We start from the raw sequence: 24,721 nt of genomic DNA, 5'->3' as shown, positions 1-24,721 counted from the left end.
CAATTAAGCAATTTGTAATAAGCAAATCTTTTGATTATACAATAGTTTACTTATAAAAAAAGTTTTCAGCTAATTTAAAAATATTTAATTAGTTTACTATTAATAAGCTCGCAAAATAAAAACAGTGCTCACATATTTTTTTAATTGCTAAGGCACGCTCTTGCACTCAGCCGCTGAATTTTTGGAAAAACAAAAAGAGCGCATCTACAAGCTCCAATTAAGCAGCTCATCCATGCGATCTTTTTTTAAAACTAGCTTATTTTTAATTTAATAAAGTCCAGAAACTGTGCCGTCGTCACTCAAATCCATCCCATTAGCTGCTGGGACTTTAGGCAATCCAGGCATCGTTAACACATTGCCTGTCAATGCCACGATAAAGCCCGCTCCTAACTTTGGCACAAATTCACGTACATGAATTGCAAAATCTTTCGGTGCGCCCAAAGCTTTGGGATTATCAGACAATGAGTACTGGGTTTTGGCCATACATACAGGTAAACGATCCCAGCCAAACTCTGCGAAAGATTTTAACTGGCGTAATGCTTTAGGACTGTATACAACCTCCGTACCGCCGTAAATCTGGGTCACAATTTGTTCGATTTTTTCTTTAATCCCAGCATCTGCCTTATAAAGCGGCTTAAAAGTATGTTCTTCAGCACTTAATTCAACAACTTTGCGTGCAAGTTCAAGTGCACCTGCGCCGCCTTTGGCCCACACATCGGCTACTACGGCTGCAGTTTTATCCTGTGCACAAAGTTCTTGCAACTGCTGCAATTCTGCCGTGGTATCAGAAGTAAAGCGATTGATCGCAACTACAACCGGAATCCCATAGCGCTTCATATTAGCAACGTGCTTTTGTAAATTGGCATAACCTGCCCTTAAAGCAGTTAAATCTTCTGTTTTCAATTCTGACTTAGCCCGGCCACCATGCATCTTAAGCGCACGTACAGTAGCAACAATCACAATTGTATCCGGTGTTTTGCCTAAAACAGGTGCTTTAATATCAAGAAACTTCTCAGCACCTAGATCCGCCCCAAATCCAGCTTCCGTGAGCGTATAGTCAGCCAGCTCTAAACCTGTTCGGGTTGCCAGAACACTATTGCAGCCATGAGCGATATTAGCAAAAGGTCCCCCGTGTACGATTGCTGGGGTATGCGCCAGAGTCTGAACCAGATTAGGTTTGAGAGCATCTTTCAATAATAACGAAATGGCACCCGTCACACCTAATTGAGCAACCGTCACAGGCTTCTTTTCAGCCGTATATCCGATGACAATTTGGCCAATTCGCCGTTTCAAATCAGCTAAATTCTTCGCCAAACAAAGAATTGCCATCAATTCACTGGCAACTGTAATATCGAAGCCATCTTCGCGAGGAATTCCTTGAGTAACTCCACCGATTCCAATAACGACATGGCGCAACGCCCGGTCATTAATATCCAAAACTCGTTTCCATTGAACACGCCTTTGGTCCAGATGCAACTGATTTCCCTGGTAGATATGGTTATCAATTAACGCTGCCAGTGTATTATTAGCAGTCGTTAGGGCATGCATGTCGCCAGTAAAATGCAAATTAATATCTTCCATTGGAACTACCTGCGAATAACCACCGCCTGTTGCTCCGCCTTTCATCCCCATCACGGGTCCTAATGAAGGTTCACGCAATGCAATTATTACTTTTTTCTGCAAGAGGCTGAAAGCGTCCCCTAAGCCAACCGTCACAGTCGACTTTCCTTCTCCTGCTGGGGTAGGGTTAATTGCAGTTACCAAAATCAGCTTGCCCTTTGTTTTCTGCGATCCAACTGGTAGCTTGATTTTTGCCTTATAGTCTCCGTACTGCTCAATTTGGCTGCTATCTAGGCCGATTTTAGCAGCGACTTCTGTGATTTTGTCCATCTTGGCCTGTTGCGCAATTTCAATATCGTTCAATGTCCAAGTTCCTCCCCATCTATAATAAATTCAGTATAACGCATAGTTCGTTTAGTGTCATTAAAAAATCGTTTTCCAGTCCTTTTAAAGGTTAAAAAAAGTAATTTCAACTATAAAACACGAACTTTTTAGTCCTTACTAATCAGATTATATAGCATTTGTTTCTTATTCTTTAACATGATAATTTTATACTGACGTTGGTCATCCCTAAAGGAGATTCCAGTCTTGCTTGAGGAAACATTACGAATCGTGTTTAATTTGATCTTTTTCGTATTCTGCGGCAAAACAGTGTGCAGAATCAGGAACTGCGAGTCTGGCGTAATTTCGACCCATCTTAAAAACAGCTGCAGCAAAACCGCAATTCCAAATAATATAAAAACGATTCCTGACCAAACTTGAAAAACTGTGATCTCAAGCCACAATAAAAAGCCTGCAAGGAGTATCATAAAGGTATATGACCAGCATGTAATTGCCATCGCAAAATCAGGTTGGTACCAAAATTTAGTTTTCATAAATAAAACACCTTTCTAGGAGTGATCGAACTGCTCAAATTATACACGGATGCAGCAACTAAAGGCAACCCTGGACCCAGCAGCGCTGGAATCCTAATTGTGGCTGCCCAAAAACAATATCAGTTTTCGCAACAGCTTCCCCCCAGCTCCAATCATGAAGCAGAATTTAATGCAGCCATTGCAGGCTGGAAAAAGCTTGCCGAATTCGCCCAACCTGCCGAAACCATTCTCTTTTTCAGTGATAGCCGGATTGTGATGGATAGTCTTGCAAAAAAGTATTCCAAAAGCTATCCGCAACAATTGCAACAGCTATTAACACTGCAAGAAACCTTTCCGTTAGTCATCAATCGCTGGATCCCGGAAAAAGAAAATAAAGGCGCACACACTTTAGCTACTCAAGGGTTGCACAAATTAAAGTAAAACTGCTATGATCTTGCTGTTCATCAAAGCTGAGAACACCTTTGATTATACCCTTTCGATTAAAAAAAAGAAGAGAGTGTGACATAAGTCGGGAAAATTTGAGTACTAACTCGAAATTACGAACATAGCGCATACTTTGCTATGAGCAATTCAAAGTTAGACGGAGAATTTTGACTTATGGAACACGTTTATCCAGAATAAAAGCGGGCCTGTACCAAAATTTAACTTTTGGCACAGCCCCGCTCCGCGAAATTTTTACTACATATCTTTTCCGCTGATCTTAGTCCTTTGAATTTGGACGTTGACTGGCGGGATTTTTCTTACTTGGTCGCTGTCCCCAGTACTGAAAGAGATCTGTTCTAAGAGAACCATTATAAAGTTTACGCCGCTTGGTGGCACGCTGACCATAGTAACTCTCAAACTGCAAATCGCTGGTCAGAATATACTTGCTCCAAGAAGTTAACGGCCGGTAGACATCTCCCATTTGGCGATAAAGCTCCCGCACCGCCTCTTGATCACTGAGTCGTTCACCGTACGGCGGATTAGCAACAATCACACCGTTTTGCTTAGTAGTCTTGAAATCTTTGACTGCTAATTGCTTAAAATGCACATTATGCAGTAATCCTGCCTCGCGTGCATTCAATCGTGCAATCTCAATCATCTTTCCATCGATATCGTAACCCGTGATATCCAATTCACGCTCATAATCTGCCTGTGCATCGGCAGCTGCCCGCAACTGTTCGGCCAATCCTTGAGGTACATTCGGCCAGCTTTCACAAATAAAATCACGATTAAATCCAGGGGCAATATTATGTCCGATTAGCGCAGCTTCCAGCGGAATAGTTCCTGACCCGCAAACTGGGTCAACGAATGGTTTTTCCGGATACCAATGTGCCAGTAGGACTAAGGCCGCGGCCATGTTTTCCTTTAAGGGAGCGGGTCCTTTTTCAATCCGATAGCCGCGCTTAAACAAGCTGGAACCAGTTGTATCCAGTGTCAAAAGAACCATGTCCTTATTCAAGGCAACTTCCAACGGATACTTTGCACCAGTTTCAGGCAAGCGTGTCCGTCTATGGTATACGCTACTCATTTTGTCCACGATTGCTTTTTTGACGATCGATTGGACATCTGGCACACTAAAGAGTTTCGACTTCTGGGATTTACCCTCTACCGGAAAAGCTGCATCCAAAGGTAGATATTCATCCCACGGCAACGCATTGACGTGATCAAAAAGTTCAGTAAATGAGGTTGCCTTAAATTCTGCAATAATAATCTTGACACGATCTGCAGTTCGCAGCCACAAATTAGTTCGTAAAATATCCTCAAATGTTCCCTGAAAGCGTGCACGCCCGTTTTCGACTTGCGCCTCGTAACCTAAATGACGCAACTCATTTCCCACTAAGCCTTCAATTCCAGCAGCGGCAGTTGCCAGTAGTTTATATTTTTTCATTTTGTTCATCCCTCGTTTATTTTTCAAAAGAAAAAGGCTAGGAATATCCGAAAATACTCCTAGCCAGTCCTGTGATGAGTCCTCTATAAGCCACGTTCCGTACGTCATCTGGTTCAGGAAACCAGAATCGGTGGTAATCATCTATCTCCAGGCAAAATGCCTGCCCCCATGATTAGTTCATTTCCGTCATGAAGCGCCCCTACCAAAGTTTGGGTTACCTGCTCGCGGGGTTTACCTCGTTCCACCAATGCCATTTCTAACACTGCTTCGTCACTGTGGCACTTTCAAGACTACTCGAGCATAGCCGAAGCCTTAGCTCTTTTATCTGCCGTTACCCTAAGGTACCTTGCCTTATTTTTTCAGCAAGCACGATCACTACAAGCATCTCAGCTTGTGCAAGCTTGGACTTTCCTCAGCCTGCATAAAGCAGACCGCGATTACCAGAGAACATCATCAAATATGTCTCAGTTAATTAGAACCGACTGTCCTGATCGGCATCATCATTCAACTGAGCGCCAAACACATGACGCTCAAGGTTGGATAAGCGCTTCAAGATATCCATGTTCGTCACATTGGATGTTGGATGACTAACTTGACCGCTCTTTCCAACGGCAAGCTGTTTGGTCAACTCGTCAACCTTGCTAACCAAACGATCATTTTCCATCTGCAAGCGCTGTGTTTCTTTAGAATACGTTTCATAATCCTTAATTACATCATCAAGGAACTCATCTACATCTGCCGGATCATAGCCACGCATTTTAGGTTTGAAATTTTTGTTTACAATGTCTTTAGGCGTGAAATTTATCTTATCCACAGAAATGCACCTCGTATTCTCTAGAAAACTAACTTTACAACTCTGTTAATTATACCAGAATTTTCACCTATTGCAAATCATTCTCGTTTTTTCTCTCAAAAAAATCGCGCGCACTCGTTTCGAGCCAGTCCATGTCAACTAGCGTTAGCGTGTAATCATGCGTTTCTTGAAATTTTTTAATCGCGGAATAAGCATATTTGGCTTTTCCCTCATATTCAGGATCATACACCAATAGAGCGCCTTCTGTATGTGTCAGCATAAAATTTTGCCAATTGCGTAATTGTTGCGGATTATTGTATGGTGTTTGACTAACACTCGCAGAAAACGAAACCGCAGCTTTTAGCGCTTGAAACTTGCTTTGTTTATCTGCACGCCAATTTTTTTCAAATTCCTGATAGGGCTGCATCAACGCACTCTTTAATTCTGGGTAATCATTTTTAAGCTCCGTGGCTGCCTCAAGCCCCCACTGTTCAATTCCCAACTGTCCTCCGGCTAGCACCCAGTCCAATCCATCAGCCATTTGCTGGATTAGACATTCTTTGAGCGTATTTTTGATAACTTCAACTTTGGGGTCAGAATCTTTGAAAATATTCAATTCATAACTACGATAACCGGTCAACCAGATTCTCATGGATGTCTTCCCTTCTAAACATAATTCCCAACCTATTATATGAAAATTTAGTACTAGCAGACAAGTTTCCTGTCCTTTTGCCAAGTTTGTATGTTGTTGGTATAATAAGTCGAATGGGAGGGATGGAAGTATGGTCATTAGATATCCAAACGGCCAGGACTACAACCCAAATTCTGCGGGACACGCCCGCAAAAATCAGCGTGATGTTATCTTTGGCAATCGTGGCATGTCACTGGAAGAAGAACTAAACCAAAGTAATCTTTATTACTTGCAGCAGCAAGTTGCAGTTATTCACAAGAAACCTGTGCCCATTCAAATAGTACAGGTTGATTATCCTAGACGCAGTGCTGCAGTCATTAAAGAGGCTTATTTCAAGCAGGCATCAACCACTGATTACAATGGAGTATATCACGGGTATTACCTTGATTTTGAGGCTAAGGAAACGCGTAATAAAACCTCGTTTCCGCTCAATAACTTTCACGAGCATCAAATCAATCATATGAAAGCCTGCGTCAGGCAAGCTGGAATCTGTTTTACCATTATTAAATTTTCGATAACTCAAGAGTTATTTCTGCTTCCTGCAGCGACTCTTTTTGAGTATTGGGATCAACAAACGCATGGGCGTAAATCGATCCCAAAGAAAATTATTGCAGACAGTGGTTTCGCAATTGCGTATCAGTTCCAACCACTAATTCCGTACTTAACCTGCGTTGACAAGCTGATTGAAAATCTTCGGAATGTAAAAGGAGCACATCATGAGTAATCAAGATCCAAAGCTTTCGCGCGTGGCGCGTCGCAAAAAGAGCACCAAGAAGACCAAACCCCGAAGTAAGTTCGGGAGAATCTTCAAAAGAACATTATTAACTTTATTAGTTGTCCTCGAAGTTGTGGTTGCTTTAGGAGCAACCGTCTTTTTCATTTATGCTAAGAGCGCTCCTGCCCTCACTGAAAAAGCACTTTCAAGTACCGGCTCGACGGTCATTTATGATTCTGAAGGTAAAAAAATTCTCAGCCTTGGTTCACAAAACCGCCAGTATGTCGAAAGTAAAAATATTCCACAAACTTTAAAAGACGCTGTCGTTTCAATTGAAGATCGGCGCTTCTACAAACACCATGGAGTTGACCCGGTCAGAATCCTCGGTGCAGCCGTCTCAAACGTTTCGCGGTCTTCTGGGTTACAAGGTGGTAGTACGCTAGATCAGCAATTGATCAAGTTATCATTTTTCTCTACTAAACGTTCCGATCAAACTTTCAAACGTAAAGCGCAGGAAGCCTGGCTCGCTTTGAAGATGGATAATACTTATAGTAAAGAACAAATCTTGACTTTCTACGTTAACAAAGTCTTTATGGGTGACAGTACTTATGGCATGCAAACTGCCGCTTATTATTACTATGGAAAATCACTGGCTAAGCTCGACTTGGCGCAAACTGCAATGATTGCAGGAATTCCAAATGCGCCTTCAAGCTATAATCCAATCTCAAATGCTACGCTTGCAACAAGTCGACGCAATGAGGTCTTAGATGCAATGGTCGCCAACAAAAAAATTACAAGCGCGCAAGCAAAACAGGCAAAACAAGAAGATGTTAAAAAAGATCTTGTCACAAATCACAGCGCTACTCAGACCAGCCAAAAAGCCAAGATCGCCGATTCTTATCTTAAGCAGGTTATTCAAGAAGCACGTGCTAAAGGTTATGATCCTTACAAGAACAGCCTTAAAATTTATACAAACCTGAATATGAAAGCACAGGAACGTCTCTATAATCTGGCTAATAACTCTTCTGCGATCTCTTATCCGGATAATAAGCTCCAAGTAGCTTCTACGGTTGTCGATCCTAATAACGGCAAAGTAGTCGCCATGATTGGTGGCCGCAAGACCGGTAATGTGACATACGGTCTCAATCGTGCTGTTCAAACGGATCGAACAAACGGCTCGACTGCAAAACCGTTGATGGATTACGGCCCAGCAATTGAATATCTCAGTTGGGCAACTTATCATCAGCTAAAAGATACTAGCTACGTCTATCCGGGAACCAGCATCGAACTTTCAGATTTTGATCACGAACATCTAGGCACAATGACAATGCGCAATGCCTTAATTCAGTCCCGGAATATCCCAGCAATCAGAGCGCTTGAGGCTGTTGGAATTACAAAAGCTCAAAACTTTGTCAGCAAGTTAGGGATGAAGTATAGCAAGACCCTTGAATTCCAAAACGGAATTGGTCTTCCTTCATCTACCTTGCAAAATGCAGCAGCTTATGCCGCCTTTGCCAATGGTGGAACTTATTATTCACCAACCTATATTAATAGTATTGAGACAGCTGATGGCGAAACAAAATCTTATTCAAGTTCTGGAAAACAAGTTATGCAATCTTCAACTGCCTACATGATTACCGATATGCTTAAAGACGTAATCACAAGCAGTTCCGGAACTGGACGATATGCCAACATTAGCGGATTATATCAAGCTGGCAAAACAGGAACAAATAGTTACCCATCCGACGTTGCTTCTAAGTTCCCTTCTTCGACTGATATGGATTCTTGGTTTAACGGTTATACAAAACACTATTCAATTTCGGTTTGGGTAGGCTATGATCACCCCTATGAATCTGGGAACTATCTGACTTCGTCATCATCGCGGATTGCGTCTTACTTCTATAAATACGCAATGGAATACCTTTCGGAAGGTAAAACCAATACTGATTGGGAAAAACCTAGCAATGTATACGTTAAAACTGTTAATGGTGTGCGTGAACTTTATCTTGCAGGCTCACCTGAAACCACGACCTCGTCATCGGATTCAACCAGTTCGTCAAGCTCAAGTTCATCCAGTTCGAGTTCGTCGAGTTCAAGTTCATCCAGTTCGAGTTCGTCAAGTTCAAGTTCGTCAAGTTCGAGTTCGTCGAGTTCAAGTTCATCGAGTTCAAGTTCGTCGAGTTCAAGTTCACAACCTTCTTCAAGCAGCTCATCGTCGCAGAGTTCTCAGACCACTTCGGAGAGTCCTTCTAGCAGCGAATCTTCGTCATCTTCATCTTCGTCGAGTTCTGAAGAGCAAAATGGCCAATAAAGCCTCAATTTCATAAATAGAAAAGGTCGAGACAAAAGTGAAGTGCCCCATAATTGTTAGACAAACAAATCTAACAATTATGGGGCACTTCACTTTTGTCACACTCTCTTGCTATTAAATTACTCTAAAACCTATTTAACTGATTGGATTTCAGTATCGTTGAGCTAATCCGCATTCTTTTGTTCCTTAATTATTAACGGTAATGAAATCCGGAAAACTGATCCTTGTCCTAGGACACTCTCGACCGTTAATTGTCCATGATAGCCCTCTATTAAACGCTGTGCAATTGACAGTCCCAGGCCATTTCCACCAGCATCGCGACTGCGCGCTTTATCAACACGGTAGAAGCGATTAAAGACGCGTGCAATATCTTGCTGTGCAATCCCTTCACCAAAATCCTGGACAGCAAGGTCGACGTAGCGTTCATTTTTCGAGACAGATAAATGAACCTCTTTGCGTTTTTGCGAATACTTAACCGCATTATCCATTAAAATAATCAACACCTGTTCAAGGTGATTACGATAGATCTTAACAGGTGTTTCGTCCTTCAGATCATCATCAATCAAGAAAACAAAATCTGGATGAATCATTTTAAAATTATTGAAAACTTGCAGTGCAACTTCACGTGCATCAGTAACTTCTTTTCCAAAATGAATTTCAACCTGTTCAGCCCGAGAAAGATCCAACATTTCCTGCACTAGACTTTTCATGCGCGTAATTTCTTGCAATGAAGCTGAAATTGACTCTGCCAAAACCTGCGGGTCATCTTTGCCCCAGCGATTCAAAAGATCTAAGTGTCCTTGAATAATCGCAACTGGCGTCCTCAGTTCGTGTGAGACGTCTTCCACAAACTGCTGTTGCTGCTCAATGTAACGTTGCATGCGATCAAGCATGTCATTAAAAAGCCTGCTCAAGTCTGTCAATTCATCTTGATGTTTCATCTCAGGAACCCGAATATCAGCGATCGGATCGCCTTCTTCTGCCCCATTGATCTTATTAATTGTAGCATTGATCACATCAATTGGACGTAATAGCCACGATGCCAGTACATAACCTAGAATTGCACTGGCAAAGGCCGCTGTAATCCCAAAGACAATGAAGATTAACACCAATTTGTGCCGCGTATTGTCATAATCGAGCAGTCTGTTGGTGACCTGAACATAACCAATTGTTTTACGCGTTCCTTTTGAAATGACAGGGCGGCGTTCAACATAGACGTTCGTTCCACCGGTCGTAACAACTTTGCCAGTATCTGTTTCTTTAATATTAAAATTAACTGGCAGCTTTCGTGAAGAAAAGACCTTTTGCCCATTCAAATTATATGCCCCAACCCCGATGTTCTTACGGGAAAAAGCTACAAAAACAGAATTTGAATACAAACGGGTTGGTTCTTCTCTTTCCTGTTCATTTTCTTCAATACTTGAGCTTAGTTCTCTTCTTGTATTGCTTTCGTTAAGCTCATTTTCAAGCGTTGCAAGATGATTAGCAGCTACTGACAGTGCATCAGAGGCATATTGCTTCTCCTGTCTTAAAATCAAGCTCGAAAAGCTTTGAAACAAGAGCGTGGCAAAGACCGCAAAAATTGCCAAGACGCCAATTGCAGTTCCCAACGACCACTTCAATTTGAGCGAAAACCGCCGTTCTTTTCTTTTTTCTTTTAAAGCAGCAACGATGTCTTTACTTTTTTTCACGAACGCATCACATACCCTGTTCCACGCACAGTCTGAATGTAACTTTCTTCATTAGGTCGATCAATTTTATTGCGCAGATAACGAATATAAACATCAACCACGTTGGTCTCAATTTGAGATTCGTAACCCCAAACTTTTTTCAATAAAACGTCGCGTGCTAAAACAACATTAACATTTTCCATCAATGTCAAAAGGAGTTCATACTCTCTTTTGGTAAGTTCAATCACTTCATCACCACGGCGAACAACCCGATTTTCTTTTTCAATCGTAAGATCGCGGTAAGTGACCTTAGTCTGTTTAGAAACATTTTGTTCACTTTCGATGTCAATGCGCCGTAAAAGTGCACGCAGACGTGCTAGTAACTCCTCAATGGCAAACGGCTTGACGATATAGTCATCTGCGCCATGATCCAAGCCAGAAACCCGGTCGATGACAGAGTCACGCGCAGTCATCATGATAATCGGTGTATTTTTAGCCTGACGCACACGCCGGCAAACTTCCAATCCATTTAACACAGGTAACATGAGATCCAAGAGAATCGCATCCCAATCTTTTTCTAATGCAGCTTCCAGTCCAGTCCGCCCGTTATAATGGACTTCTGTTTCGTACCCTTCATGCTGTAATTCAAGCTCAACAAACCGAGCTAGGTTTTTTTCGTCCTCAATTATTAATATCCGACTCATATCTACACCCCTATAAAAAATTGTTTTATTCCGTAAGATTGTTTCGCTTATGCTGAAAATAAAATTAAATTCACTTAAGACTAATCTAACATAAAAAATGAAATTAGTCGTTCTTATGAACACTCTTAATGCGTTTATGACCCAAAAAAAACAATGAATCGGTCTTCAGATTCATTGTTGATCGAACTGACTGCTCTATTTTAAATAAAGATTACTCTTCGTGATACCATTCATAGTGGAAAATTCCAGCCTTATCTGTCCGCTCGTACGTATGCGCGCCAAAGTAATCACGCTGTGCTTGAATAATATTAGCTGGTAAAACAGCAGCACGATACTGGTCAAAGTAGGTAATTGCAGCAGTGAATCCTGGCGCGGGTACGCCTGCTTTGATCGCTAGGGCAGCCACTTCACGAACAGCAGCTTGATACTTATCAGTAACTCCCTTGAAATAAGGATCGAGCATCAAGTTTTTCAACTCAGGTGCTTTTTCAAAAGCATCTGTGATCTTCTGCAGAAATTGTGCCCGAATAATACAGCCGGCACGCCAAATCATTGCCAACTCATCATACTTAAGTTTCCAGTCATAGTGCTCGGAAGCAACTCTCATCTGTTCAAATCCTTGAGCATAACTCATGATTTTACTAAAGTAGAGCGCTTGGCGAATTTTTTCAACTAATTCCTTTTTATCAGCATCTGCCACCTTAAAAGCTGGTCCTTGCAGCGTCTGACTTGCAGTCATGCGTTCATCTTTTAGCGCTGAAATATAACGCGCATAAACTGACTCAGTAATTAAGGATTGCGGAACACCCAGCTCTAAAGCACTCTGTGAACTCCACTTACCGGTTCCTTTATTCCCAGCACGGTCCAAAATAACATCGACAATTGGTTTTCCAGTTCCCTGATCATCTTTGCGTATCAGAATTTCAGCAGTAATTAACATCAAATAGCTGTCAAGTTCTCCTTGATTCCATTCTTTGAAAATTGCAGCAATTTCATTCACATCAAGCCCTAATACGTTGCGCAACAAGTTGTAACTTTCAGAAATTAATTCCATGTCGCCATATTCAATCCCGTTATGAACCATTTTGACATAGTGTCCGGCACCATTTGGCCCGATGTAGGTTACACAAGGTGTTCCGTCTTCAGCTTTAGCCGCAATCTTATTTAAAATTGGTTCAACTAAATCATAGGCACTCTTTTGACCACCAGGCATCAGTGAAGGGCCCTCTAAAGCACCCTTTTCACCACCTGAAACGCCCATCCCGATAAAGTTAATTCCAGACTCATCGAGTTCATTATTCCGACGAACAGTCTCTTCAAAGAAGGTATTCCCACCATCAATTAAGACATCGCCTTTATCAAGATGTGGCAGCAACTGTTTAATCATTCCGTCAGTAGGTGCTCCTGCCTTGATCATCAAAATAATCCGGCGCGGTGTTTCAAGTGATGCGACGAAATCTGTAATTGAGTAACTCGGAACCAGATGCTTTTCGGGATGATCTGCAACCACCTTCTCAGTCTTTGCCCCTGTTCTATTATATAAAGCAACAGTGTAACCACGGCTTTCAATGTTGAGCGCAAGGTTCTTGCCCATCACTGCCATGCCGATCACACCAATTTGTGGCTTGTCCATGACCAAACCTCCTACTATTATTCTTTTACTACCTCATGTTACCAAAATACCGCTTAAAGATAAAGAAGTATCTTAATTTAACAAGCATCTCAGACAATTAAAAGTGGACTTCCCCTGCTAAATAAATTCAGCTATTTGAAAGGATTCCAGAAACGCCCACCGTTTATTTTAAACAACACAACTCCCCAAATCACAATCACAGCAATCGTTGCAAGTGCCAAAAAATCGCGTAGCGCAAAGGGTTGTGCCAGATACCAAGTCCGTTTTTTGTTGTGTCCGAAACGCCGTAGCTCCATTGCCTGGCTAACAACTTCGATTCGATCTAAACTCGTGAAGATTAAAGGTAAGATAATTTGGGCGCTTCCGATGATTCGTGTCCGCAACTTAGCTTTTTTAGAAATTTCATAACCACGAGCTTGCTGTGCAAGACTAATCGTCCGATAATCACGTTGCACGCTTGGAATATAACGTAAAGCAATTTCAACAGCATAACTCGTGCGGTAAGGAATCCCAATTCTATTGAGGCTCGCAGCAAATTCACTTGGATTTGTAGTCAGCAAAAAGATCAGCGCAAGCGGAACTGCAAAAGTATATTTTAAAAACAGGTTGAATATGTAAAAAACTTCTTCCCATGAAAGATTAAAATAATGTTGCGGGCTCCCCCAAAGCATGTGCTGCGTCCCGTAGATCGTCATCCCGTAGCCTGGAGCAAAAACGTAAACCATGATCAAATTAAGGGCGGCAAAAGCCATAATGACTTTAAGAACTAAAGCAATTTCCTGATAGCTAATCTTTGAAAAATAAAATAAGATTCCCGAAAAAAGAAAGATCCCCGCTAAAAACCTTGTGTCATAAGTAATCATTCCGATGAGCGAAAGTGCGACAAACCCAATTAATTTAGTACTGCCATTCAAGCGGTGTAAAAAAGTCTTGCGGGGGCTATATCCGATTAGAAATTGACTGTTCATCAGCGCGCTCCTTTCTTTCAGCTTGGATAAATTTGGCAACAAATTCTGTCGCGCTAGGTAGCCTGAAACGGTCCGCTAATTCAAAAAGACTGGTTTTAGCAAGCGCAGCCCGCTGGATAACTTCTTCGTCTGTGAGAATCTGTGCTGGAGCCGCGTCTTTTATGACTCGACCTCCAGCAAGCACAATCGTTCTTTCCGTATACTCCAGCATCAAGTGACAATCATGCGTAATTAATATGATGGTCAATTGCTGTTTGCGATTCAAATTTTCCAAAAAAGTCATAATTTCAGTGTAATGCTGCAAGTCCTGGCCCGCGGTTGGTTCATCCAAAATCAGCATTTGAGGTTCCAATACCAAAACCGCTGCAATCGTTACCCGTTTTTTTTGCCCAAAACTCAATGCAGAAATTGGCCAGTGTCGCATTTCATACAGACCACAAACTTTCAAAACAGCATTGGTCTTGTCTTCAATTTCTGCAGTTATGCCCCGTAAACGCAGCCCAGAGGCAACCTCATCAAACACAGTCGTCTTGGAAATCATTTGGTTCGGATTTTGCAAAATATACCCAATCTGCTCAGCACGTTCCTTTACGGAAAGAGCCTCAAGCTCCTTTCCTGAAAATGTTAAGGTTCCTTGTTGTGGCGTTAAAAAGCCTGTAATCAAGTTGCTCAATGTCGACTTTCCTGTACCATTGCGGCCGACTAAGCTCACCATTTCCCCTTTGTGAATCGTCAAAGACAAGTTATTGATCACAGGCTTGTCTTTAGCATAACTAAATGTCAGATTCTTAATTTTGAGCAGCTCTTCTTTTTTAGGAACAGGTTGTTTTAGCTGTGTACCAGTCATCCACTGCTCCAGCTTTTCTTTTGCTTGAGGTGCTGTAATGTGTTTAACATCAGCAATCTCCGTACATGACTGTAAAGAAACTCCACTTTTTTTCAAGGCATTCAAATAAAGTGGCTCGCGCAAACCGAGTTGTTGCAAAAGTGATGCCCGCAAGATCTCTTCTGGTTGACCGTTAGCCACAATTTGACCATCCTGCAGTACAACTAACCGATCAATTTTTCCGCGTAAAACCTCTTCAATGCGATGTTCAATTAAAATCACAGTTAATTCCTCAGAGGTTGTCAGTTGATCAATCAATTGAATAGAAGCTGCACCCGAGGCAGGATCCAAACTTGCAAGTGGTTCATCAAACAGCAGAATTTTACTCTCATCAATTAAAACGCCTGCCATTGCAACTCTTTGTTTTTGACCACCTGAAATTTCTTGTGGTGCATGTTGTAAAAGCGGCTTTAACTGCAAACGCGCCGCCCATTTCTGGGTTGCCTGTCGCATTTTTGCCTGGGACCAACAGTCATTTTCAAGCGAAAATGCTAAATCCTCTACAACAGTTAACCCCACAAACTGACTATCGGGATCCTGCAACACGGTCCCAACATCAAAAGACAAGTCAAAAATCGAACTTTCAGTGATCGGTTTCCCGTTGACAGTACAGGAACCCGAAAATTTACCAGGATAAGCTTGCGGAATGAGACCATTCAAACAGCGCCCAAGCGTTGATTTGCCTGAACCTGAGGCACCTGCCACCAAAACTTTCTCGCCTGGATAGATATCCAAATTGATATGTTTCAAGGTTGCTTCTGCTTGAGCTTCATATTGAAATGAAAAATCTTTAAAACTAATAATTGGTTTTATCATCTTTAAATACTATCTTTCCTTTTTAAGACTGCCCTTTTTAGTTCTCGTCCGTGAATACAGCACCAAGAGAATAGTCCCAATTACTGCCACTGAGAGACTGTTAACAATCCACGTCGTTACTCCTTGAAAAAAGACCTTTTTAGCAGGTTCATGATAGACAAGAATATCGCCAGTTGGTGCTAGCAGGACCCAACCAATAAAGTTCACCACTACCTGATAAAGGTTAAACCAAATCAACTTGGCAGTTGACAATGCTCCTGCTTGAATTTTTAGCCTATTCTTAGTTGCACCAAAAGCAACTCCAATCAATGCATCCGTTATGACCCAAGTCCACCACGGTGAACCATAGGTTACGAAATCGTTTAGTGTATGCCCAATCAAAATTGCCAATCCTGCTGCTACTGGACCATAAATTGCTCCCAGCAAAGGTAAGAAACCCTCGGCGACGTTAATTTGTGTATTTGGAATCCCTGTCGGAATGGCGACAAACTTCATCAGGACAAAAATAATGGCTGCTCCAATCCCTGTAGCTACAACTGTTTGAATCGAATCATTCTGTTTATGTGACATAAAACTTCACTCCTTTTTAGTTTTTAACTTTGACTTACATCCCTGAGAAAACAAAAAAGCATCCTTTTGCTGAAAGGACGCTTTTAGCGTGGTACCACCATTCTTCAAACCAAAACTGGTTTCTTGTTAAATACAATCTGTATTTTTCAAAGATAACGGTTAATAACCGGCTGCAGCTTACTCTTTTATCTTTTAGAGCTCGCCACGACAACTTCTCAGAAACCATCTTCATCTTCCTCTACCATCGTTTCTCAGCTGCCACGACTCTCTGCAGGTATGACGGAAAACTACTCATTTCTTCACAGTTCTATAAGTAAAAGCTAACTTTAGCTTAGTTTACAATACTCTTTTACAAAAAGCAATTTTCAATTTAGTTTGCCGAAACAATACATAAAGTTAAATTTTACTCAGGTTCCGTACTGTTTCAGATATACATAATTAAAATATGTAAAAAAGGGGCTGTGACAAAATTTAACTTTTGGCACAACCCCTCTTTTATTCCGGATAAACGTGTGACATAAGTCAAAATTCTCCGCTTTAGCGACTTTAAACTATCTTAAATAAATTCAGCTTAGTCAAAATCACTTTGAATGAGCAGTGATCAAGGCTTATGAAGCACGCTTGTCGGACAAGACAATCTTAGGCATCTGATGCCCATCGATACTCCCCTTGTTAATCACAACTTCCTTAACATCATCACGACTTGGAATTTCGTACATGACATCACGCATTGTATTCTCAACAATTGAACGTAATCCACGTGCACCTGTGTTACGTTCAATTGCAAGGCGCGCAATCTCACGCAAAGCAGCCGGTTCAAACTTCAGCTTAACCTCGTCAAGCTGCAGCAATTTGTCATACTGCTTAACCAAAGCATTTTTAGGTTCCGTTAAGATGCGAACAAGATCGCTTTCTGTCAGCTTTTCCAGGGCTGTCAAAATTGGTAAGCGTCCAATAAATTCTGGAATCAATCCAAATTTGAGCAAGTCTTCAGGAATAATCTGCTGCATTAAACTCTTGTGTTCATCCAATTGCTGTTTCGAATCAACTCCAAAACCAATTGTTTTATCGCCCAAACGACTCTTTACAATTGCTTCAATTCCATCAAATGCCCCACCGACGATAAAGAGAATATTGCTCGTATCGATCTGAATAAATTCCTGCTGTGGATGCTTACGCCCACCCTGCGGCGGAACGTTTGCGACAGTTCCTTCCAGAATTTTCAAAAGGGCTTGTTGGACCCCTTCACCGGAAACATCACGGGTAATTGAAACATTTTCGCTCTTTTTGGCAATCTTATCAATTTCATCAATATAAATAATCCCACGTTCGGCTCTTTCAACATCAAAATCTGCATTTTGCAACAGCTTTAGTAAAATATTTTCGACATCTTCGCCAACATAACCCGCTTCAGTCAAAGTAGTCGCATCTGCAATTGCAAATGGAACTTGTAAGATTTTTGCTAAACTTTGAGCTAAGAAAGTCTTTCCTGAACCAGTTGGACCCACTAGACAGATATTACTTTTCTGTAATTCCGTCTCGCTTTCGTCATCCTTATCCAAAGTAGCGTTAACCCGTTTATAGTGATTGTAGACAGCCACTGCAAGCGTCTTTTTGGCCTGTTCTTGCCCGATTACATATTGATTTAAGACCTGTACAATCTCACGCGGCTTAGGAACATCTGTGAGTTCCTCAGCAGCTTTATCTCTAAACTCTTCATCAATAATTTCTTTGCATAAATCAATACATTCATTACAGATGTACACACCTGGGCCGGCAACGATTTTTTTAACCTGATCTTGAGATTTTCCACAAAACGAACACATCACAGGACCATTCTTATCTGTATTTTCGAACATGTTTGACCCCCTAAAACTCATTTACTTTATTAAATTCTACCAGACAAAATCCAGAAACGCTAATACTTGGTTTGCGGTCAACACCTTGAAAAATTTTAATAGTGAAAAAACAATCACGTTGGGCAGGAAGCCTAACGTGATCATTACTCAGATAAAAGTCTTTGTACGCTTACTTATCTTTTGGGGTTTCTTTTTTTTCACGCGTTTGCTTAGCAGAGTCAGCAATCTCATCGACTACCTTACGGATTGCAATATCATGCTGCAGCATTTTATCGCTCAAAGCATTCCGGACTGCTTTTTCTTCCATCCCGTATTGTTTAGCCAAGCCCTTGATCTCTTGCTCAATTTCGTCTGCACTAACTTCAACGTTTTCTTGCGCTACAATTGCTTCAAGCACTAAGTTTGTCTTAACCCGTTTCTCAGCATCTGCAGCAAATTGTTTGCGTAAGTCTTCTTTAGAAGTTCCTGTCAGTTTGAAATACATATCAGCATTAATACCCTGTTGTTGCATTCCAGCAAGATATTGATCCATCTGACGGTCGATATCTTCTGAAATCATTTCTTCAGGAATTGTGCCAATTTCGGCATTTTCAACAGCTTCATCTAATGCTTCATCTTGAATAGCTGCTTTTGCATCAGCAACTTTCTTTTCTTTTAATTCGTCCTTAATCTTTGCTTTCAGTTCTTCAAGACTATCAACGTCTTCGTCAACGTCCTTAGCAAAGTCATCGTCAATTTCAGGAAGCTGCTTTTCTTTAACTTCATGAATCTTAACCTCAAAGACGGCTTCTTTACCTTGAAGATCTTTAGCTTGGTAATCATCAGGGAAAGTTACTTTAACGGCAACTTCTTCGTCTGCTTTATGACCGATCAATTGATCTTCAAATCCAGGGATAAAGGAGTTTGAACCCAGTTCAAGTGAATGATTCTCACCTTTGCCACCATCGAACGGCTTGCCGTCAATCTTGCCTTCAAAGTCAATCACAACAGTATCGCCCTTTGCAGCTGGTTCAGCTTCTTTTAAAACAAGCTCAGCTTCTTGAGTGCGCAGTTCTTCCAATCTCTTCTCGATATCACTCACGAGTACACGAGTTGGATGTGGTGTAACTTCAAGACCTTTGTAGTCGCCTAATTTAACTTCAGGTTCAACTGAAACTACAGCAGTTAAAACCCAAGGCTTGTCTTTTTCAAGGCTTTCTACGTCAACTTGTGGCTGTCCAACAGGTTTGATCTTTGTCTCTTCAATCGCAGCTGTATAAGCATCCTGTAATAAGATATTTACAGCATCTTGATAAAGAGCTTCTTCACCGTACATTCTATTGAAAACCTGACGTGGCACCTTACCTTTACGGAATCCAGGTACATTAAGATCCTTTTTAACACGTTTGAAGGCTAAATCCAAGCCTTCCTTAACTTTATCAGGTGAAATTTCGAAAGTAAGCTTTCCTGTGTTTTCACCTTGTTTTTCCCATTTTGCAGACATTATTTTCCCTCCGCACAAAAAATTTGTACAACTTATTTACTAATTGCATACTAAATAAGTTTACCGTAGAAACACCAACTTGTAAATAATTCTCTCTAAAAAAAGAACATCCAACAGCTTTTTACCGGAAGAAGTTGCAATTTCTGGGAAATCTTCTCACTGAAAATTTTTTTAGGAGGATCTTCAGGCACACGTTTCCCATAAATTACGCATAAAGCCTACAAATTATTGAAAAACAAAATCTCGAACATTTCGCTTCAAAAAAAGGAACTGTAGTAACAAAAAAAGCTCGGAATAATCCGAGCTTTTAAAGATATTAGTCGTCAATTTCTGAAACGACACCAGCACCAACAGTACGTCCACCTTCACGAACAGTGAATTTAAGACCTTTTTCGATAGCAACTGGAGCGATCAGTTCAACTGTAAATGTAACGTTATCGCCAGGCATAACCATTTCAACGCCTTCTGGCAATTCGATAACACCAGTAACGTCAGTTGTATGGAAATAGAACTGAGGACGGTAGTTTGAGAAGAATGGAGTATGACGTCCACCTTCTTCTTTAGTCAAGATATAAACTTCACCCTTGAACTTCTTGTGTGTCTGGATTGAACCAGGTGCAGCAAGAACTTGTCCACGTTCAACTTGTTCACGGTTAACACCACGAAGCAAAGCACCAACGTTATCGCCAGCTTCACCAAGATCAAGTGTCTTACGGAACATTTCCAAACCTGTAACAGTTGTCTTCAGAACTTCTTCACGTAAACCAACGATTTCAATTTCATCGCCGACTTTAACTGTTCCACGGTCAATACGACCAGAAGCAACAGTACCACGACCAGTGATTGTGAAGACATCTTCAACAGGCATCAAGAAAGGCTTGTCTGTTGGGCGTTCTGGAGTTGGAATGTATTCATCAACTGTATCCATCAATTTCTGGATCTGTTCTTCAGCATCTTTGTCGCCTTCAAGAGCTTTAAGAGCTGAACCACGGATAACAGGAATATCGTCACCAGGGAAGTCATATTCGCTTAATAATTCACGAACTTCCATCTCAACTAAGTCTAACAATTCTTCATCATCAACTAAGTCGCACTTGTTCAAGAAAACAACGATATATTGAACACCAACCTGGCGCGCAAGCAAAATGTGTTCACGTGTTTGTGGCATCGGACCATCAGTTGCAGCAACAACGAGGATAGCACCGTCCATCTGAGCAGCACCAGTGATCATGTTTTTAACGTAATCAGCATGTCCTGGAGCGTCAATATGTGCATAGTGACGCTTTTCTGTTTCATATTCAACGTGAGCAGTATTGATAGTAATACCACGTTCACGTTCTTCTGGAGCAGCATCGATTGAAGCGTAATCCTCAGCCTTTGCCAATCCCTTTGCAGCCAATACTTTTGTAATTGCAGCTGTCAAAGTTGTTTTCCCATGGTCAACGTGTCCAATTGTACCGATGTTTACATGGGGTTTTGTTCTTTCGTAATGTTCTTTTGCCATTAATACGAACCTCCTGTAATTTTGCAAGAAAAATCCGCAACAAAACAATTGCCGATAATCCTTTAAGATTTATTATACTACTTCCCAACAGAAATACCAAGATAATTAGCACCCTTGGAAAGAAGAATCCTTATGCTATTATAAAGAGCTGTCTGTCATTTGTAAACACTTAAATCTCAAAAACCTTATGAGCTGCTACTAACCTGTAACCTGGCTAATTTCAAATATTCCAAGCCGTAAGACTGCTTTCAAGTCGATTGGCCCACAACTTTTCGGCAGCCGTCAAATGTTCTTTTTCATACAGCAAAATTTGCTGCCAGCTCTTTGAAAAAGAAACAAGCTGGGTTTCAAACGGATAAAGCAAACTTAACTTTAAACGTACTTCTTCCCAACGTTTCTGTCCCAAACCATCCTGATTACATTCCAACAAGCTGGTTTCAAAAGCCTGGTAAAGTTTTGAGGACGCAAAAAGATGCAACTTATTCGGCTGGATTTTGTATAACTTATGATCAAGAAATGAAAGTTCATACTCATCTGCGACTTTCAAAGTCCGCAAGTCGTCCAAGACATTTACCTTGATCAGTTGATGCACGTTCGGATCCTTTAATAAAAAACCAACCGTGATCAAATAATCAGCTAAAGGAAGCGCATGACTTTTGCGCCAAACGGTGCGCTGATTAAAGATATCAAACGAACCGCAGTACACAACTTCTTTTTTTAATTTGTGATACAACACGGGTTGCTGCTTCACAAATTCTGCTTCCTGGCGTGCAAGTAATGTAAAAAAGTGTTTGTTCTCAGTGGCGCTCATATAGGGGGCAACAGCCGTACAAATTTTGCGAATTTCAATAAATTTCTGCGCCTGCGCACCTGCAAACAGCAACTTTTCAAAGCGTTCATTATCACTAATATATTCACGTAAATATTCCTGCGCTAATGTGAACGCTGCTGCAAATTTTTTTTGCCCGCACATTGCTAAAAAGAGAAGATAATTAGTGCGGAAATTAGTTTTAAATGCATAACAACTTTCAAGTGCGGCCGCTGCACGTCCAAATTCCTTAGCGGTCAAGGCCAGCGTCCCAGTTGAAAAAAGCTGTTGATACTCTAATTTTTCCACATTCTCCCCCCTAAATAGAGTTACCCTAAAACTGCAGTGCATGAAGTCTTCGAGTTAAGCCAAAATTTGCAGGTCCAAAAAAGTGCTGTTCCCTCCACTACTCCTCGGTGCTCTTCTTTTTTCTGTTAAAGTGACGATGCTGATTGATCTCCATAATAACTGGTAAGATAACCGGATGCCGCTTAGTATGCTCATAAAGAAAATGGTTTAGCTGCTCGCGGACATCTTGTTTCAAGTGACCCCAGTCAAATTCTTTGTTATCCAAATTTTTTTGGACCGCTTCAGTCACAATAGTTGCGCTTTCAGTAATCAGATCACGACTGGTTTTCACATAGACAAATCCTCTTGATGTAATCTGTGGTTGATTGACGATTTTTTTCTTACGCCGGTCAATCGTAACTACCGCAATAAAGACACCATCTTCTGAAAGAATCTTACGATCGCGCAGAACAATATTCCCAATATCACCCACACCGCTGCCATCAATTAAAGTGTCACCCACTTCAACAGATGAAGCTAACAATAATTTGTCATGGTCATACTCAATGATGTCGCCCTTAGAAACCATAAATATATGATCTTTGGGGATTCCAATCTCAAGAGCGCAACGTGCATTAGCAGATAACAGGCGATATTCTCCTTGAATTGGAATTACGTAATCAGGCTGTAGCAGGTTCATCATCAGCTGCAAGTCATTTCTGCTTGCATGTCCTGAAGAATTAAGTTCCTCAGAAATAGCTTTGACATCGGCACCCGCGCGATAGATCATATCACGAGTGCGGGCAACTTCTGTTTCCATCGCATGTGAAGGTGTAGTAGTGATAAAAACAAGGTCGCCTTCATGCAAGCTGATAGTCCGGTGCTTCTTAAGTGCCATCTTTTGTAATGCCTTTAACGGTTCACCAGAACGTCCTGTCTCAAGAATAACAACCTGATCATCTTCTAATGAATCAAGCTTTTCAGCCGCAACTAACAAGTCATCGACGGGTAAATGCAACTTATCAAGATTCAAAGCTGTATTGACAATTTCCTCAGCATCATGCCCGGTCAAAACCACTTTACGCCCATTTTTTGCAGCGGCATCAAAGACTTGTTGGACACGCATAATATTTGAAGCGACACAAGCCACAACAATTCGTCCGTTCCGATATTCAAAGTTATCATTAATAAATTCAAAAATTTCATGTTCGGCAACTGTTTCTGTCGGATTTTCAGCATTCGCGGAATCACTCAATAATGCAAGTACGCCATCTTTGCCAATTTCAGCTAAGCGAGCGAGATTTGTGCGATAACCATTTGTCGCAGTTTGATCAAACTTAAAATCACCAGTGTAGACAATGCTGCCTTTTTTGGTTTTAACAACTATGCCAACAGAGTCGGGAATCGAGTGTGTCGTCCGAAAGAATGAGACTGTCGCATTTTCAAAATCAATCTCAGTCTGTTCATTGATAACATGGAAATCTGCAAATTTTGCTGTCTGCGGATTATTTTTAATTCCAATTTTAGCAAGTGCAATCGTTAGCTCAGTCCCAAAGACAGGGACTTTGAATTCGCTAAGAAAATATGGCAACGCACCAATTGCATCTGCGTGCCCGTGTGTTAGGAAAACTCCTACAATTTTTTGTGCATTATCACGAAGATAAGAAAAATCAGGGATCACAGTATCAATCCCAAAAAGTCCATTTTCAGGGTACTTCAACCCACAATCTAAAATAAAAATCTCATCATTCGCTTCGACAGCATACATATTTTTAGCATTCTCACGCACGCCCCCTAAGGGAATGATCTTTATATTACTCATACTTTCACCTCTCTTTATTAAATACCTAGTTTTTTAATTACCTCAGCGCTTCTTCTTTCATCTAGATCAACAATTGGCAGTCTACAGCCACCTACTAAAAGATGACGATAATTCAAAGCTGCTTTAAGCGGACTAGGTGAGGGATAGGAAAAAAGAGCCGCCATTTTTGGAGTTAGACTCTGCATCAAACGTGCTGCACCTTTAAAATCACCTTGATCAACTTTAGCATACATCGTGGTGATTTCGCTGCCGAACAAATGACTAGCAACCGAAATGACACCTTGCCCACCAATTGTCTTAGAGGCAAGTGCATCAGCATCTTCACCAGTATAAACAAGAAAATCAGCTGGAGTTTTTGCCACAATTTGGCTCAAGTTGACATTTCCAGTACAATCTTTAACTCCAATAATATTCGGGTGCTGAGCCAGCTTCGCAATAGTCTCAACTTGCATCGTAACCCCAGTTCTACCCGGAATATTGTAGATGAAGAGCGGAATTCGACTTGCATCTGCAACAGCAGTAAAATGAGCAAGCATCCCTCGCTGGTCCGGCTTATTATAGTAAGGAACCACAACTAACGCAGCATCCACACCTTTAATCTGTGCAACTTTATTCGTATATGCAATTGTTGCTGCCGTATTATTAGAACCTGTTCCCACAATGATTGGAACTCGCTTGGCAACAATTTTAACAGTTTGTGCAACTAGCTCCAGCTTTTCTGCTTCACTCAAAGTTGGACCTTCACCTGTCGTTCCCGTGACCAAAATTCCTTGCGTCCCGGTTGCAAGCAAATGTGCAATTAACTTTTCTAACCGCGTAAAACTAAGCTTTCCCTCGTCATCAAAAGGGGTCACCATCGCCGTGATAACTTCAGCATTCTCAAATGTCATTACTA

At 41.2% G+C, this 24,721-nt stretch carries 20 protein-coding genes, 1 other RNA gene and 1 other annotated feature; of the genes, 3 read left to right on the top strand and 18 right to left on the bottom strand.

From position 1 onward, the window contains the following. Positions 1 to 267 precede the first annotated feature (267 nt). Positions 268 to 1,923 carry a formate--tetrahydrofolate ligase gene (locus FD50_RS02585; RefSeq protein ID WP_056960068.1) on the bottom strand — a complete coding sequence of 552 codons (1,656 nt, stop codon included), beginning with the start codon at positions 1,921 to 1,923 and terminating at the stop codon, positions 268 to 270. Between the two features lie 128 nt (positions 1,924 to 2,051). After that, the gene (locus tag FD50_RS02580; protein ID WP_054755999.1) at positions 2,052 to 2,435 is read right to left on the bottom strand and encodes an EbsA family protein; all 384 of its coding nucleotides are present in this window, start codon (positions 2,433 to 2,435) and stop codon (positions 2,052 to 2,054) included. Between the two features lie 21 nt (positions 2,436 to 2,456). Between FD50_RS02580 and FD50_RS02575 the strand changes: the two genes are divergently transcribed. Then, entirely contained in the window at positions 2,457 to 2,855 is a 399-nt protein-coding gene (locus FD50_RS02575) for a ribonuclease HI family protein (RefSeq protein WP_390625186.1), read from the top strand. A gap of 280 nt (positions 2,856 to 3,135) precedes the next feature. Here the strand turns inward: FD50_RS02575 and FD50_RS02570 are convergent, their stop codons facing one another. The 4 genes from FD50_RS02570 to FD50_RS02560 form a co-directional block, all read right to left on the bottom strand. Beyond that, complete coding sequence (locus FD50_RS02570) at positions 3,136 to 4,305, bottom strand: THUMP domain-containing class I SAM-dependent RNA methyltransferase (protein ID WP_056960066.1); 1,170 nt, start codon at positions 4,303 to 4,305, stop codon at positions 3,136 to 3,138. Positions 4,306 to 4,386: 81 nt separating this feature from the next. Further along, positions 4,387 to 4,754, bottom strand: an RNA gene (gene rnpB, locus FD50_RS12440) — RNase P RNA component class B. 23 nt (positions 4,755 to 4,777) lie between these two features. Further along, the gene (gene gpsB / locus FD50_RS02565; RefSeq protein WP_054755996.1) at positions 4,778 to 5,119 is read right to left on the bottom strand and encodes a cell division regulator GpsB; all 342 of its coding nucleotides are present in this window, start codon (positions 5,117 to 5,119) and stop codon (positions 4,778 to 4,780) included. Positions 5,120 to 5,186: 67 nt separating this feature from the next. Next, entirely contained in the window at positions 5,187 to 5,750 is a 564-nt protein-coding gene (locus tag FD50_RS02560; RefSeq protein ID WP_056960064.1) for an SLOG family protein, read from the bottom strand. A gap of 130 nt (positions 5,751 to 5,880) precedes the next feature. Here FD50_RS02560 and recU point away from each other — a divergent pair, with 130 nt between their 5' ends. Together recU and FD50_RS02550 are read left to right on the top strand one after the other, a co-directional pair. Then, positions 5,881 to 6,513: a Holliday junction resolvase RecU gene (gene recU, locus FD50_RS02555; RefSeq protein WP_054755995.1), complete on the top strand. Its 633-nt coding sequence runs from the start codon at positions 5,881 to 5,883 to the stop codon at positions 6,511 to 6,513. Next, positions 6,503 to 8,815, top strand: coding sequence for a transglycosylase domain-containing protein (locus FD50_RS02550; protein ID WP_056960062.1), 2,313 nt, complete (start codon positions 6,503 to 6,505; stop codon positions 8,813 to 8,815). Before recU ends, FD50_RS02550 begins: the two co-directional genes overlap by 11 nt. A 164-nt stretch (positions 8,816 to 8,979) precedes the next feature. Here the strand turns inward: FD50_RS02550 and FD50_RS02545 are convergent, their stop codons facing one another. The 12 genes from FD50_RS02545 to dapA form a co-directional block, all read right to left on the bottom strand. Further along, positions 8,980 to 10,506, bottom strand: coding sequence for a HAMP domain-containing sensor histidine kinase (locus FD50_RS02545; RefSeq protein ID WP_056960060.1), 1,527 nt, complete (start codon positions 10,504 to 10,506; stop codon positions 8,980 to 8,982). Next, on the bottom strand, positions 10,503 to 11,189 hold the full coding sequence (locus tag FD50_RS02540; protein ID WP_054755990.1) for a response regulator transcription factor: 687 nt from the start codon (positions 11,187 to 11,189) through the stop codon (positions 10,503 to 10,505). Before FD50_RS02540 ends, FD50_RS02545 begins: the two co-directional genes overlap by 4 nt. Positions 11,190 to 11,400: 211 nt before the next feature. Further along, positions 11,401 to 12,822 (bottom strand): NADP-dependent phosphogluconate dehydrogenase, encoded by a 1,422-nt coding sequence (gndA, locus tag FD50_RS02535; protein WP_056960057.1) that lies wholly within the window; start codon positions 12,820 to 12,822, stop codon positions 11,401 to 11,403. Positions 12,823 to 12,953: 131 nt separating this feature from the next. Further along, positions 12,954 to 13,790, bottom strand: coding sequence for an energy-coupling factor transporter transmembrane component T family protein (locus FD50_RS02530; protein WP_056960055.1), 837 nt, complete (start codon positions 13,788 to 13,790; stop codon positions 12,954 to 12,956). After that, complete coding sequence (locus FD50_RS02525; protein WP_056960053.1) at positions 13,762 to 15,492, bottom strand: ABC transporter ATP-binding protein; 1,731 nt, start codon at positions 15,490 to 15,492, stop codon at positions 13,762 to 13,764. Before FD50_RS02525 ends, FD50_RS02530 begins: the two co-directional genes overlap by 29 nt. Positions 15,493 to 15,501: 9 nt before the next feature. Continuing rightward, a complete protein-coding gene (locus tag FD50_RS02520) occupies positions 15,502 to 16,062 on the bottom strand; it encodes an ECF-type riboflavin transporter substrate-binding protein (protein ID WP_054755988.1) in 561 nt (186 codons plus the stop codon). Positions 16,063 to 16,132: 70 nt separating this feature from the next. Further along, positions 16,133 to 16,374 (bottom strand) — a binding site (T-box leader). A gap of 296 nt (positions 16,375 to 16,670) precedes the next feature. Next, on the bottom strand, positions 16,671 to 17,921 hold the full coding sequence (clpX, locus tag FD50_RS02515) for an ATP-dependent Clp protease ATP-binding subunit ClpX (RefSeq protein WP_056960052.1): 1,251 nt from the start codon (positions 17,919 to 17,921) through the stop codon (positions 16,671 to 16,673). Positions 17,922 to 18,090: 169 nt separating this feature from the next. Then, a complete protein-coding gene (gene tig / locus FD50_RS02510; RefSeq protein WP_056960050.1) occupies positions 18,091 to 19,404 on the bottom strand; it encodes a trigger factor in 1,314 nt (437 codons plus the stop codon). A 316-nt stretch (positions 19,405 to 19,720) separates the two neighbouring features. Continuing rightward, positions 19,721 to 20,908, bottom strand: a complete 1,188-nt coding sequence (tuf, locus tag FD50_RS02505; protein ID WP_054755984.1) for an elongation factor Tu — start codon at positions 20,906 to 20,908, stop codon at positions 19,721 to 19,723. A 220-nt stretch (positions 20,909 to 21,128) separates the two neighbouring features. After that, positions 21,129 to 22,025, bottom strand: coding sequence for a hypothetical protein (locus tag FD50_RS02500; RefSeq protein ID WP_056960049.1), 897 nt, complete (start codon positions 22,023 to 22,025; stop codon positions 21,129 to 21,131). A 97-nt stretch (positions 22,026 to 22,122) separates the two neighbouring features. Further along, positions 22,123 to 23,826 (bottom strand): ribonuclease J, encoded by a 1,704-nt coding sequence (locus FD50_RS02495; protein ID WP_056960047.1) that lies wholly within the window; start codon positions 23,824 to 23,826, stop codon positions 22,123 to 22,125. Positions 23,827 to 23,843: 17 nt separating this feature from the next. Next, on the bottom strand, positions 23,844 to 24,716 hold the full coding sequence (dapA, locus tag FD50_RS02490) for a 4-hydroxy-tetrahydrodipicolinate synthase (protein ID WP_056960044.1): 873 nt from the start codon (positions 24,714 to 24,716) through the stop codon (positions 23,844 to 23,846). Positions 24,717 to 24,721 lie beyond the last annotated feature (5 nt).

Source organism: Liquorilactobacillus satsumensis DSM 16230 = JCM 12392 (assembly GCF_001435195.1).
In the GTDB taxonomy this organism is placed as follows: Bacteria; Bacillota; Bacilli; order Lactobacillales; family Lactobacillaceae; genus Liquorilactobacillus; species Liquorilactobacillus satsumensis.
This window is presented reverse-complemented; position numbering and strand designations above follow the sequence as displayed.